The sequence below is a fragment of the Paenibacillus sp. FSL H7-0350 genome (genome assembly GCF_038593195.1).
In the GTDB taxonomy this organism is placed as follows: Bacteria; Bacillota; Bacilli; order Paenibacillales; family Paenibacillaceae; genus Paenibacillus_AQ.
On record NZ_CP151972.1, the window covers coordinates 5,273,233 to 5,286,034 of the forward strand.

Here is a 12,802-nt window from a genome sequence, read left to right on the forward strand (position 1 = left end):
CCGGGAGGGCGGTCTTTTGGCGTTTGAATTAAAGCAAATGCCCGCCAGACACTTCAATGTCCTGGGCTGTAACCCATCCGAACTCATCAGACAACAAGCTCACAATAACCCTCGCTATATCTTCGGGGTGGCCGATTCTGCCGAATACAGATTGCTCCGCCAGCGGCTTAATGAATTCGGGATGTTTATCGAATACTCCATCGCCGAAATTGCTGTGCGTAGGACCAGGCGACACGGCGTTGACCCGAATTTGGCGCGGTGCAAGCTCTTTGGCAATGTAGCGGGTCCAGGTTGAGAAGGCTGCTTTTAACGAGCCATAGACGGAGTAGCCCGGAAATGATTGATTTTTGGATGAACTCGTGGTATTTACAATAGCTCCGGCGTCCTCCATGAATCCGGCAAGCTGCTGTGTTAGAAAAACCGGTCCTTTGAAGTTTGTATTCAGAATCTTGTCGAAATATTCTTCACTCATCTCAGTGAACAGCATGGGTCCGCCAATACCGCCATTATTCACCAAGTAATCAAAGGTTGTCCGGTTCCAAATGTTGTGGAGACTCTCTTTCACTTCTAGAATAAAGCCTGCAAAGGTTGATATCTGCGTCAGATCCAGCTTCAGTGCGACTGCCCGGACACCTGCATTTTTCTCGATTTCCTGTACGACATCTTCTGCACGGTCCTTATAGGAATTGTAGGTGAGAATGACGTTAATTCCACGCTTGCCAAGCTCCAGCGCCGTCGCTTTTCCAATGCCATTACTTCCACCCGTTACTATCGCAATTGTCATAAGCTCCTCCTTGTTTTGTGTTCGGCCTGGTTCTAATTGTAGCGGCAGCTGACATATCCAAATAGACCTGAAAGTGCCTATTGATTGCCTAAAAGCACCATTCGTGTGATAAACTATGTGCATGAAAAACGTCCTTGAAGAAATAATGGATCTGATGAAAGATGCGGGCACCAGGCAGATGGATACTGGAGTACCGGGGCTAAGTATGATTAAAGGAGCGATCCCCAATCATCAGCTTGCAGCGCTGTACGAGCCGATGATTGGTTTTACGGTTCAAGGAAGAAAGATTCTATCCATAGGGGGGCGCAGCACAGAACTGGCAGGACCATCTTATTACGTGTTACCGGTACATGTTCCTGCAACGGCGGTTGTACATCCAGAACGCTATGGCCATCCTTACATGTCCCTTGGTCTCAAGTTGAATCAGAATGTTCTTCAGAGTCTGCTAAGAGATCTCCAGGAGAATCTATTACCGGCTGCTTCCGGGCCATTCGCAGCTTGCGACATGGATATTGAATTGATGGAGGCTTGGCTGCGTTTATTGCGATTATCCAAAGCGTCAAGAGATATTCCGGCTCTTGCACCGGCTTATGAGCGCGAAATCCTGTATCGCGTACTGATGGGACCACAAGGAGGGAATCTGAGGCAATTGGGTCAGCGGGAAAGTGATTTGTCCAGGATATCTCAAATTGTAAAATGGTTTCGGAGTAATTTTATGAGGCCAATAGACATTGGTGAGCTGGCATCGAAATCGGGAATGGCTATAAATACCTTTCACCGGCAGTTTAAACGGGCTACGGGGTTAAGTCCTATTCAATTTCAAAAGCAATTAAGGCTCCTTGAGGCCAGAAATCTCATTGCCTTCGAGGGCTATCCAGTAGCAAGTGCCGCATATCATGTTGGCTATCAGAGTCCCTCGCAGTTCAATCGGGAGTATTCCCGCTTCTTCGGTGCATCTCCAGCCCGGGACACGGAGAGCCTAAGACGAATTGAAAGCATGAGGGATTAGAAGGTCATGCCAAGAGCCGTGGGAAATGCAGGAAGTCACTCCTGGGCTCCCGCGGCTGTCCCCGCTTCATAGAATAACGCCGGCTGCTTGCCGAAAAGCTTGTTCAGTGTCTCCAGCACTTCCACTGGATTGTCCTCGTTAAACTGAGTAATGGCAACGCGCAGAGCGGACAACAGCATCGCCGTGCGGACTTGTATAAAGTACTGCCAGTTCCTGTAATCCAAGCCGGTTCTCTCTTGAACGAAGTTCAGTTTTTGACTGAGAATACTGGCAAGCCGGGTTTGAAATTCTCCGTACAAATTGGCTTCGATAATCGATAAAAAGAACTCTTTTCGGCCAAAACAAAGCTCAAATAAATCCATGACCATCGCGTTAGGGTCGGAATAAGGGCCGGTACTCCTTAATAATTCAGTGAAGACGGATTCCATCTGGTACAGAACCACATCTGACTTGTCGTCAAACAAGCGGTAGAAGGTCGCTCTGCCGACACCGGAGGTGTTGATGAGGCTGGTCACGGTGATGTCGTTATAATCATGCTTTCGCATCAATTCCTCCAGGCCCCTACAGACCAGTCTGGCCGATTGTGTCTTCCGTTTATCATTGCCAATACGATACATTAGCCCCGCTCCTGTTCCACTTCTTGATCTTCCATTGATCACATTCATACTTATGATATATTTGTATCATAATTTAGCCCCATCATACAACGGATTAAGAAAGGTTAACTCATGAAGAATCAGATCAGGAAAAGCGTTCTGAAGACCGGTGGATTTACACTGCTGTCCGTGCTCCTGTATGGAATTGTGCTTCTGCTGATGATCAGCAGCGGCGAACGCTGGTATGCATATCTGATACTGGCAGCCTGTATCGGGGGGCTAGTGTTTGTGAGAAGATCGGCCTTCTGGCACGGATGGCGCGTCCCGCTCTGTTGGGTCATCGCTCTGGCCGTGGCTTGGACAGGTTTGTTCGCAGGGCAGCCTTCGCCCGTTACCGGAACCTACACCGGACTCCAGCTGGAACAGCCAAGCGCGTCCTATGAGCTTTTGCTGAATAACGTCACTATTGTGGATACGCGCACCGGCGGCTTAACTTCGGGCATGAGCATTCTGTGCGCCGGCGGGGTAATCAGGGCCATTGCGCCAATGGGCACGCTAGAGGCGAGTGAGAATACCAAGGTTGTAGATGCTGCGGGGAAATACGCCGTTCCCGGCTATCTGAATATGCATATGCATGTCATCGGGGACAAGCATACAGACGAGACGATGGAGAGTCTTTTGGCTAACGGGATCACAGGGTTCAGGCAGATGAGCGGCTCGTACGAGCTATTGAAGGAATGGCATTCCGGCGCTTTTACCCGTTCCGTAGACCGGGCTGCACTCCTCACCATGCCTGGCGATGTGCTGACACCGATCAATGCGCCGACGCCTGCGGTTGCCGCTGAGTTTGTCCGGCTGCAAAAGCAGGCAGGGGCTGATTTCATCAAAGTGGGCGGCGTTACACCTGAGGTGCTCCAGGCCATTCAGGCGGAAGCAGACAGATTGAATCTGCCGGTTGCGGGACATGTGTTGTCCGATATGGATTTAAAGGAGGCCGCCAGGCAGGGGTTCAAGAGTGTGGAGCATTTCGGAATCAACAACGGGAGTCTAATCTCAAGCTCCACGGATGAAGAGAGGCTACGGGCGCAGGAAAAGAGCGTACCGGCAATCACGGGAAATCCGGTTTTTGTACAGCTTATGAAGATCAAGGGACTGCGGGATTTCGTGAATGCTAAGGTTCTGGAGACGGCCATCAAAACCTCAGGCGGCAAAGAGGATGAGGCGGAGCTGATGCATATCATCAATACGTATAGCGGGGAAAAGGCTAAGGAGCTAGCCGATGTGTATGTACAATACAATACCTGGCAGAGTCCGACTATGATACGTATGCGGTCTGGCCTGTTCTCCAATAGTAGTGAAGCAACCGCCCAGGGTCTTTACGATCTGTACCTGAAGCTCGTCAAGACTTATGATACGGAGGGCGTCAAGCTGCTGGCGGGTACAGACGGGGGCAGCGGAGACAGCTGGCAGGTTGCGGGCTATTCCCTTCATGAGGAATTCGACGAGTTGGAGAGAGCCGGCATCCCGCCGCTGCATGTTCTTCAGATGGCCACGCTGAACGGGGCTGAATTTCTGGACCGGATGGACGATCTGGGCACCGTAGAAATTGGAAAAATCGCCGACATGGTCCTTTTGGATGCCAATCCCATTGAAAGTGTACAAAATCTTCATAAAATCAATGCTGTGATACGGGCCGGTGCTTATCACGATAATCAAATGCTTAGTTCGATCAAGCAAAGGCTGGGAACGAAATAAGCAGCAAATGCCTCGCAAGTGCAGCTGCGTCTTCGGACTTGTGCTCACAAGTTTGTTAACCGCTGTTAACATGCGGGCGGTAGGCCTTAGGCAAACAGGATACGACAAATAGACCGCACACCTTGCTGGGGAGGGCGGTCTATTTGCGTTTATCGGACAGTAGCGCTACGATGAGCAAACCAAAGGTAAGCATCAGCATGATTGCTTCAAACACTGTAAATGCTTAGTTACAATATGTAAAGAGCAGCCCCCATTACGGGAGCTGCTCTTATTTGCGCTTGTTCTTACTCAATGCCGTAGGAACGCATCCTACAGCTTCTCTATCAGCTCAGTATAATAGCCGTTGCCATTCCGCTTATCCAGCTTCTCCGCTGTAGCGAGAGCTAACTTCTGGAAGTATTTCGCAAGCGAAGCTACGTCTTCGGATTGGCGTTCACACGGGTGCCCAGCCGGAAGCTTGACCTGGAAGCGGATGGATTCCTCAGACAGACGGCGGAACAGCTTGGCCGAATAAGCGTTGAAAATCATCTGATCGGCCGGGTTCTCGTGATCCAGAGAGGAGGCGATATACTCTTCGAAGACCTCCAGCGCCTTGACCGGATCGGTCAGGGTCAGGTAGCCAATATGCTCTGCCTGGTGATACAGGAAGTCGCGGTTTCCTTTTACCAGCTTATAGCCTTTCTTCTGCAGCTTATCGGCTTCCTTCTGGCGGTCCAGCCGTAGGAGAGGGAACAGTACCTTGGTGATGGTCACATGAGGGACCTCACCGCAGGTCATTCTACCCTTGAGAATCGGTTCAGCCGCCTTAACGGTTGCTTCATCGTCTCCCTGCTTCGCCAGGAACTCAACCAGGCCATGCTGCTCACAAGCCTCACAATCGCTCATCTCGTCCCGGTCCATGGTCTGGACAATCGCCCATTCGGCCTGTGAAGCTTCCAGCTCCCCAAAATCTTCGAGAATATTCGCCCGGTAATAGTGATAGGTCCGGCTGCTATAGCCTTCGGCTTCGTAGCGGATCTTCATATCCTCCAGCAGGTTCTCAATCTGAGTGCGGCTAATATCTGCAAAAGCGGTAATGCGGTCCAGCACCCACTTGTACGACCACATCAGGCTGTAATCATCGAACCGGCCAGGGTTCTTGTCATACTGCCCCAGCTGCCAGGAAAAGGCGACCAGCGCTTTCATCGGATAGCCGTGGAAGCTGCCCAGCTCTACGATTTCGCTGCGGGCCTCATAGCCCTGATCGATATCTCCTGCGGCATCGGCCACCCGTACGGCCTGCTCCAGCAGCTCCAGCTTAGCCTTGCCTCCGGGCAGGCCATAGGCTTCTTCCATCAGATCGTCGAAATCCATCTCGGTAACGTTCATTTATTTCTCTCCTTCTGCGGATCGACTGGCCGTCAATCCCCAATCAATAAATTGAATAATGCCTTGGTTCAGGAGCGCGATCTCCTGGCGGTTCATTGGATAATGTCCCATCAATAGCGCATTGCAGTACAGCATCTCGACAATAGAAGGCAGCGTAGCCTGATTCCCCTGATGGAATACCTTCTCAATGACGGGATTGTTCAGGTTAAAGTAAAGTGTAGCGTATGCCGTATCCTTAAGCGAAGCGCCCAGGCTGCCCAGAACAGAGGATAGGGCCTCGGTGCTGACTTCCTTCGTTGCCTCAAGTACACGCCACTGGGCGGATTCCTCGGATAGAGTATAGAGCACCGGAATCTCTTCTGGCTTGAAGCGGCGCAGCTGCACCTGGCAGCGGAACTTCTGCAGGACACTGTCTGCGAGTCTTACAGATTCATAGTAATCCAGCCGCTCTTGAGGCGTAATATCGGTGAAGGATAAGGACACCTCTTCCGGCAGCAGCCGTTCCGTCTGCACCTCCGGGTCAATAAGCGGAAGCTGGGACAGCAGCTCGGCATCATAGATATACCCGCCATTCACCACCAGCATGGATTGGGCCGAAGCCACGTGGGTAATCTGGCGGTATTCGTCCAGCGTCGCCGTGAAGTACAGGGGAGGCTGCTGCTTCAGCTCGCCAAGCGTCTTTCTGCCATACGTGCTCTCAAACGGCAGCCACTCATGAATGATAGAATAGAATGACGAATCTTCCACCGCGAGCGCCTTCATCGATAAGGCGTGCAGTGAAATGATCGATTGCAGGCGGTCCGGGTCATACTCGGCCATCCGCATCAATTCCTGACGAATGGCATTTCCCAGCTCTTCCCGCACTTGCTCCAGCTGAGCATTCTCATAGAAATGCTCCCTGGAAGCGGTGGGCTGCAGCTCATCGGTCCAGATCAGACATTTCACGAAGAACGCCCAGTCCGGCAGGATATTGCTGGCAGCTTCGGAGACCAGCATGTGCTTCAGGTATACCCGGTGATTGCGCTTGGCGTTCAGATTCACCGCATGTGGCAGAATGAAGGCGATGCCTCCTGTCCGGCCCGAAGCGGTGTGCAGGGGAATGAAATCACGGAATGTCTCTCCCAGCACCTGCTTGCCGAAGGCCAGTACCTCGTCACGATGCTTCCGGGCCAGCTGCGGATCTTTGATCCACGGCGGGGTCAGCGGATTAATCAGGCGGGTGTTGCGGTCTGACACCAGTTGGATCGGGTAAGGCAGCAGAGCGCCGTAATGGAATAGACCTTCCCGCAGGTTCTCTTCTTCGAAGTAAGCTTCCGACCCTTCCTTGCAACGCAAAAAAACCTTGGTGCCGGGGGCATGTGCCCCATCGAGCTTACGGATCGTATAAGTGCCGTCCGGCTTCCCGCGCCATTCCAGGGCAGGTCCGCCCTTGGCCGATTGGGTAACCATTACGATATCGTTACTCACCATGAAGCAGGACAACAGTCCGATGCCAAACCGACCGATAAAGGAGGTATTGGTCGACAGGAAATCTTCGCCCCGCTTGGAGGATTGTCCAATCATGGCCAGAAACTCATGAATTTCTGCCTCATCTAACCCGATCCCGTTATCCTCTACTAATAAGGTTGCCCCCGTGGAGGTTCCGCTTACCTCGACATGGATCTTACCTTCGTAGCCTACTGGGGAATATGCCTGACGTGCAGTAATCGCGTCTATGCCGTTCTGCAGCAGCTCTCTTAAGAATACCTTCGGGCTGCTATACAAATGGTTAGACAAAATGTTGATCATCCCGCTTAAGTTCACCTGAAAGCGGTACGTATCCCGGTTTTGGTTCTCCATCTTGATTCTCCTGTTCTGTAATCATTTTGCTTGTGCTTCATGCCGACAATCAGTTTCTATGTAGACAGATACAACTCTATGTATTACCCAGAATCTGCATGATGAGAAACATATATTCCCAAGCGTCTCTATCATTGCATTATAAAAGAAACCCAAGGTCTTGAAAGGACCCGGGTTTCCAGACAATCTGAAGGCTCTCCGCTTATCTAATACTCAGTTCGCCATCTTCACTGCACAGACCCGCAACCGCCGGTAGTCGGCAATCCATTGTCCCTGCAGGTAATGCTCCGGACGCAGCTGCTCTTCCACTTCGCGATAGATTACAGTCTTGTCTTCTGCACTGACATCGTAGAAGAAGTCATCGGCCATCATATCGAGCCAATCCCGGATTCCACTCTCCCCCTGCAAGGGAGTCGGCCGTTCGAAATGCTGGGCCAGCGTGACGAGGAAGGCATGTGCCTCCAGCACTGCCGTATATTCTCCGATGGTGGGGAAATACCAAGGATTGCGTCCCTGCGGGTCATAGCCATGCGCTTCCAGTGCGGCCTCGGTTGCATTCACCAGCGCGGCAACGTTGCGGTAGCCGCCGAATTCGGCGACGAACCGCCCGCCGGTCCGAAGTGCACCTGCTACCGTTACCGCGACGGCGTGCGCGTCCTTCATCCAGTGCAGCGCAGCGTTGGAGAACACTGCATCGAAAGGCTGAGCGGTCCGGTAAGTGTATGCATTCTGGGCGCTCAGATTCAGGTGCGGATACTTGCTGCGGCCACGGGCAATCATCTCGGGTGACAGATCGATGCCCACTGTATCCGCTCCAGCGGCCGCGATCTTAGCTGTAAGATCGGCTGTTCCGCAGCCGATATCAAGCACGCGCTCACCGGGCTGAGGCTGCAGCAGCGAGAGGACATCGCTGCCCAGCTTGGAGACGAAATCCAGTTTATGATCATACGTATCTGCCTGCCATTGGTTATTGGAAGCCGGTTGATTCATGTACTTCCCCTCCTTATGAAGTTCAGTATAGTGCTGCATAGCTTATAAATGAAATATATAGTTTCTATGCAATTAATAAGCATTGCCTATAACTGCGCTCTCAACAAAAATAGACCGCAAGCCTCTGCTCTTTAAGGAGGGCGGTCTATTCTCTCATATCATAGTAGCGGAAATTAATATACCCGTACGCCTGCATCCAGCACGGACTTGTTCGCCACGGAATTGCCGGCCAGGAATACCTGTTGCAGCTTGGGCAGCTTGCTCAGAAGCTCTATATTGGAAATTGCATTGTTCTCCAGATGAAGCTCCTCGATGGCCTGCCACTTGCTCATGAACGCAAGAGAAGCCAGGTTGTTGTCCTGCAGGGTGAAGGAACGCAGGGCAGTCAGGCCCGCGAAGTAAGGCATCACCTGGTCAACCTCACTAACGGAGTTGTTGTTCAAGGAGAAGTATGGCCGGTCCAAGGTCAAATGTTCAAGCACACTATTCGTTGCTGCTGCCTGCTTGAAATTCAGGCGGCATTCCGAGCACACTAGCGTGTTCACCTGCTTCAGGCCGAATAAGGCATCGCTCTCTGAATACAGTGACGAATCATAGATGCGTAGTGTCTTCAGACGGGACAAGCTGTCCAGCGCACGAAGCTGGATGATGTCGTCGCTCCCCCAGAGGGACAGCTCCGCAAGTTCCGGGAATTTCTTCAGCTCAGCCATGCTCAGCTCCCCGCTGCCTCCCCGGAGCGTCAGGCTTGTTACCGCTGGCGCCTTCAGCCCGGAGAGGAAGGAGGCTGGAATCTCCATCCGTTTGACTCCTGGTAAGGTAAGTGCGTCTGGCTCGTCGTAATAACCGTACAAGGTGAATTCCCGCAGCGAGGGCAGGCTGTTCACAGCCTTTACCGAGCCAAGCTTGCTTAAGGACGCCAGCCGGAGGCTGGTAATGGAGGTTTTCCCGGCCAGACGCTCCAGGCTGGAGAAATTCAGATTTTCGATATCCAGCGTCTGCAGAGCAGGCATGTTCTGCACGAAGTCAATCGACTTCACATTGGACAAATAGGAAAGCTTAAGCTCCTGGAGTCCGGTTAAGGCATACAAAGGCTGCAGATCTGTGGTTTCACTGTGATAGATAGCCAGAGAAGACAACCCCGTCATGGATGATAACCACCCCAGGTCATTGACGAAGGTAAGGGACAGGGACTTCAGCGGCAGCTTACTCAGCAGATGCAAATCCGATATAGACTCATCCACATAGGTAATAGACAGTGAGCTTAGATTGGGGAATTCCAGCAGCAGAGCCACTTCCTGATTACTGCGCAGCTGAGTGGACAGCTCCGTAATTTTGGACTTGTCGCCGAAATAGCCGGAGAATCTGCTGAAGGATTCGTTGAAGGCGCCGCCGTAGCTTTTTAATCCGGGAATATGGGCAAAACTGATTTGATCCGTCTGGTCAATTTCGTAGGTCCCGTTCAAGTCCAGTGCCGTCAGCCCCGTGAAGGCTTCGAAGTCCCGCTGGTCGATCCGCTGGGTATTGAGCCGCTTATCCTGGATCACATAAGTGAGCTTCTCGGCCTGTGCATCGCTGAAGGGATCGGAGAAGCTGTAGGTGAACTGCCAATGATCATTGTCTAAATGCTTCACCGATAAATACCGCAGCCGGGCAATTTCCTCCTCGGTCGGTATGGCAGAGCCTTTACCCAGGGTCTCCCGCAGGAAGGTGAGCAGTACCTCGCTCTCAGGCATCGTCCGCACAGACAGATTAGCCTTGGTTGCCTGCTGCGGAGAGCTTAGGCTGTAATAGAAATATGTACCGATAGCGCCGCCCAGCATCAGCAGCAGGACCAGCACCAGCCTGATGGGGATGGAGACGGAGACGGTTGGCTTCGGTGCGGCCTTGGGAGGGGGTGTCCCGTGATAATGGTTAATGGTCTGATCTACATAGTAGACATTATTTTGCTTGAGCAGAAGCTCGGTCTGGCAATAAGGGCACTTGAGAATCGTGCCTTCCTTGTATTCAATTCGTCCGCTGCAATTGGGACAGTTCAACGGAATAAATGCCATGGGCAGCCGCCTCCTTCATGATGTAATGATATTCCAGTGATCTTATCGGAATTTACGTGGGCTCCGCTGATTTGTTCCATTATTCTTTGGAGTGAAGCTGATAATTTGATTCTATATGAACAGATGCTCAGAACACAACAGTTCTTAAAAAGGAGAATCAAGCCGTTAAGATTAGGTTGACACCTGGGATGAATTTTGTATATCATTTGATATATATCATATGATTTGTATCGATTGTTTTATTTCAGGAGGAAACCTATGGCACCCAAAAAAAAGTTCACCAAAGAACAAATCATCGATGCGGCGTTCGAGATTGCGAGGACCGAAGGAGTGGATGCCGTGACCATCCGTAAGGTGGCCGAGAAGCTGGGGGGCTCCATCGCCCCCATCTATGTCAATTTCAAAGAGGCTGGCGAGCTGGTGGAGGAGGTGCACCAGAGAACCCTTACGGTGAGCAGACAGATTCTGCTGGAGCAGAACTCCGGGCATCCGTTCTACGATATCGGGGCGGCCAGCATCCGCTTTGCCCGGGAGTATCCGATATTGTTCCGGGATCTGGTGATGAAGAAGAACGATCAGGCGAAGCATGATGAGGCAGAGACACAAGGGTTCATACAGATGATGAGAACGGACCCAGATCTGAATGGATTATCGGATGATGAACTGGGGATGATTTTGCTCAAAATGAAGATGTTCCAGGTTGGGATGAGTGTGATGGTTGCCAATGAGCTACTGCCGGACCATTATACGGAGGAGCAAATGATTCAGCTATTGAACAGCGCGGCGGAGGATGTCATCAGCACAGCGAAGCGTGGCATGGAGTAATCCTGAACCTGGAGGGGATGATCATATGACAGCAGGCAGAACAAAGCTTAGTCTTATATTGTTCATCGTAATTGTGCTGACCAGCGGCTGGATTGGGGTATGGGTGGATACGAAGCTGCCGGATCAGCCGGAAGGGAATTCGCCGGGCATGGGCTTATGGCTGATTTTGCCGGTGATTGCCATGCTTGTACTGCGGCTATTGAACCGCGATTGGAAGGATATTGGCGTAAGGTTTAATTTAAGAGGAAATAGGAAGTGGTACGGCGCAGCCATTGCTGTCTATCCGGTAATCATGGTAATTGCGGTAGGGCTTGCTCTGCTGTTCAATAGCGCCAGCACTTCAGAGGCCGAACTACTTACGATTCTGTCGCTGGTTGGAGTATCGCTCGCCGGCAACTTGATCAAGAACATCTTCGAGGAATTCGCTTGGCGCGGCTATCTGACCCCGAAGCTGATCGAGCTGAAGCTGAATGACTGGATAATCTATCTTGTGTCCGGTCTGGTCTGGGCGCTGTGGCATACGGCATATTATCTGGTCTTCCTGCCAGATACTTATTTCGGGACTACGACGAGATGGGGCTATGTCTTCATCGGCTGTGTGCTCATGGTTGCTTGGTCCATCATGTACGTTGAAATCTATCGTCTTACGCAATCGGTGTGGCCGTGTGTACTCATGCACGCAGTGGAGGATGGAGTACCTACCTTGCTGGTATCGGTTGCCGGGATCATTACATTCACGCCGGCAGGCGAACTATGGTTCAGCCCGACCACCGGCGTGGTAACGACGATTCTGTTCATTGGATTCGGATTATGGCTCAGATCTAGACGATTGAAGCGCATATGAGGATAGAACCTGGGCGAGAGATACACGGTTATTTTGCTTCATGCCCCATCATATCGCGCAGGACATCATAGGCAATAGGTAAAGTGGTAAAGCCGTCGCTGTCCAGAAAATGTCCGCCGTGCTCTACCTCGTGAAAATCGGCATGAATGACTTGTGCTAACTCCTTGCTGAGCGCGACTGGCACAATGGCATCATCCTTGGAGGCAATCACTGCACGTTTGGGGGCCAGCGCTGCGGCCTCGCTGTAGTTGATCTGATCCTGCGTGAACTCATCAAGCATTGGCAGGCCGGGTAACGGCTTGGTGAAGCCGGACACGAGAACCAGACCGCCGAGCGGTTCCTGCGGCCTCGCGCTGAGCAGATACTTGAGCAGAGAGACGCAGCCTAAGCTGTGAGCAACGAAATAGGTGTCCTGGTTCAGCAGCTTGGCCTTACTGGACAGATGCTCCAGCCATTGCTGGAGATTAGGCGATAAGGGCGTTGGCATTTCCAAAATATCTGCCGTAATCCCGTCTGCCGCGAGCCGCTTCTGTAACCATCCAAACCAATGATTGGCCGGGGTGGCTCCGTAACCATGAATAATATAAACATGCTTGCTGTTTGTAGGATCAGCCATATCGTAACTCCTCCCATTAAGTAAAAGTGAATATTCCCAGTCGCGTATATTATAGATTCTTCCATTCTGCATGCACAACCCCTAAAAAAGACCGCCATCCCATTAAAGGGAGGACGGTCTATTTA

11 protein-coding genes are annotated in these 12,802 nt (G+C 51.7%); 4 read left to right on the forward strand and 7 right to left on the reverse strand.

All coding sequences use genetic code 11. From position 1 onward, the window contains the following. Positions 1 to 28: 28 nt before the first annotated feature. Positions 29 to 784, reverse strand: coding sequence for an SDR family oxidoreductase (locus NYE24_RS24060; protein ID WP_341028693.1), 756 nt, complete (start codon positions 782 to 784; stop codon positions 29 to 31). 121 nt (positions 785 to 905) lie between these two features. Between NYE24_RS24060 and NYE24_RS24065 the strand changes: the two genes are divergently transcribed. Next, positions 906 to 1,793, forward strand: coding sequence for an AraC family transcriptional regulator (locus NYE24_RS24065; protein WP_342476828.1), 888 nt, complete (start codon positions 906 to 908; stop codon positions 1,791 to 1,793). Between the two features lie 35 nt (positions 1,794 to 1,828). Here the strand turns inward: NYE24_RS24065 and NYE24_RS24070 are convergent, their stop codons facing one another. Then, positions 1,829 to 2,410, reverse strand: a complete 582-nt coding sequence (locus NYE24_RS24070; RefSeq protein ID WP_076158556.1) for a TetR/AcrR family transcriptional regulator — start codon at positions 2,408 to 2,410, stop codon at positions 1,829 to 1,831. A 111-nt stretch (positions 2,411 to 2,521) separates the two neighbouring features. Between NYE24_RS24070 and NYE24_RS24075 the strand changes: the two genes are divergently transcribed. After that, positions 2,522 to 4,144 carry an amidohydrolase family protein gene (locus NYE24_RS24075; protein WP_342476830.1) on the forward strand — a complete coding sequence of 541 codons (1,623 nt, stop codon included), beginning with the start codon at positions 2,522 to 2,524 and terminating at the stop codon, positions 4,142 to 4,144. Positions 4,145 to 4,453: 309 nt separating this feature from the next. On the opposite strand, the gene NYE24_RS24080 is transcribed toward NYE24_RS24075, so the two are convergent. The 4 genes from NYE24_RS24080 to NYE24_RS24095 all read right to left on the reverse strand — a co-directional run bounded on the left by NYE24_RS24080 (position 4,454) and on the right by NYE24_RS24095 (position 10,392). Then, entirely contained in the window at positions 4,454 to 5,512 is a 1,059-nt protein-coding gene (locus tag NYE24_RS24080; protein WP_342476831.1) for a hypothetical protein, read from the reverse strand. Continuing rightward, positions 5,513 to 7,351: an HSP90 family protein gene (locus NYE24_RS24085; RefSeq protein ID WP_342476832.1), complete on the reverse strand. Its 1,839-nt coding sequence runs from the start codon at positions 7,349 to 7,351 to the stop codon at positions 5,513 to 5,515. It lies immediately after the preceding gene. Between the two features lie 213 nt (positions 7,352 to 7,564). Then, positions 7,565 to 8,341, reverse strand: a complete 777-nt coding sequence (locus NYE24_RS24090; RefSeq protein WP_342476833.1) for a methyltransferase — start codon at positions 8,339 to 8,341, stop codon at positions 7,565 to 7,567. A gap of 173 nt (positions 8,342 to 8,514) precedes the next feature. Then, the gene (locus NYE24_RS24095) at positions 8,515 to 10,392 is read right to left on the reverse strand and encodes a leucine-rich repeat domain-containing protein (RefSeq protein ID WP_342476834.1); all 1,878 of its coding nucleotides are present in this window, start codon (positions 10,390 to 10,392) and stop codon (positions 8,515 to 8,517) included. A 258-nt stretch (positions 10,393 to 10,650) separates the two neighbouring features. On the opposite strand from NYE24_RS24095, the gene NYE24_RS24100 reads away from it, so the two are divergent. Both NYE24_RS24100 and NYE24_RS24105 read left to right on the forward strand, forming a co-directional pair. After that, positions 10,651 to 11,217 (forward strand): helix-turn-helix domain-containing protein, encoded by a 567-nt coding sequence (locus tag NYE24_RS24100; protein WP_036693129.1) that lies wholly within the window; start codon positions 10,651 to 10,653, stop codon positions 11,215 to 11,217. A gap of 25 nt (positions 11,218 to 11,242) precedes the next feature. Continuing rightward, positions 11,243 to 12,061, forward strand: a complete 819-nt coding sequence (locus tag NYE24_RS24105; protein WP_342476835.1) for a CPBP family glutamic-type intramembrane protease — start codon at positions 11,243 to 11,245, stop codon at positions 12,059 to 12,061. Between the two features lie 28 nt (positions 12,062 to 12,089). Here the strand turns inward: NYE24_RS24105 and NYE24_RS24110 are convergent, their stop codons facing one another. After that, positions 12,090 to 12,677, reverse strand: a complete 588-nt coding sequence (locus tag NYE24_RS24110) for an alpha/beta hydrolase (RefSeq protein ID WP_342476836.1) — start codon at positions 12,675 to 12,677, stop codon at positions 12,090 to 12,092. Positions 12,678 to 12,802 lie beyond the last annotated feature (125 nt).

What these genes read in the sequence shown, in the direction of transcription:
- NYE24_RS24060 (WP_341028693.1), bottom strand. Translation starts at nt 784, where the DNA reads ATGACAATTGCGATAGTAACGGGTGGAAGTAATGGCATTGGAAAAGCG.
- NYE24_RS24065 (WP_342476828.1), top strand. Translation starts at nt 906, where the DNA reads ATGAAAAACGTCCTTGAAGAAATAATGGATCTGATGAAAGATGCGGGC.
- NYE24_RS24070 (WP_076158556.1), bottom strand. Translation starts at nt 2,410, where the DNA reads ATGTATCGTATTGGCAATGATAAACGGAAGACACAATCGGCCAGACTG.
- NYE24_RS24075 (WP_342476830.1), top strand. Translation starts at nt 2,522, where the DNA reads ATGAAGAATCAGATCAGGAAAAGCGTTCTGAAGACCGGTGGATTTACA.
- NYE24_RS24080 (WP_342476831.1), bottom strand. Translation starts at nt 5,512, where the DNA reads ATGAACGTTACCGAGATGGATTTCGACGATCTGATGGAAGAAGCCTAT.
- NYE24_RS24085 (WP_342476832.1), bottom strand. Translation starts at nt 7,351, where the DNA reads ATGGAGAACCAAAACCGGGATACGTACCGCTTTCAGGTGAACTTAAGC.
- NYE24_RS24090 (WP_342476833.1), bottom strand. Translation starts at nt 8,341, where the DNA reads ATGAATCAACCGGCTTCCAATAACCAATGGCAGGCAGATACGTATGAT.
- NYE24_RS24095 (WP_342476834.1), bottom strand. Translation starts at nt 10,392, where the DNA reads ATGGCATTTATTCCGTTGAACTGTCCCAATTGCAGCGGACGAATTGAA.
- NYE24_RS24100 (WP_036693129.1), top strand. Translation starts at nt 10,651, where the DNA reads ATGGCACCCAAAAAAAAGTTCACCAAAGAACAAATCATCGATGCGGCG.
- NYE24_RS24105 (WP_342476835.1), top strand. Translation starts at nt 11,243, where the DNA reads ATGACAGCAGGCAGAACAAAGCTTAGTCTTATATTGTTCATCGTAATT.
- NYE24_RS24110 (WP_342476836.1), bottom strand. Translation starts at nt 12,677, where the DNA reads ATGGCTGATCCTACAAACAGCAAGCATGTTTATATTATTCATGGTTAC.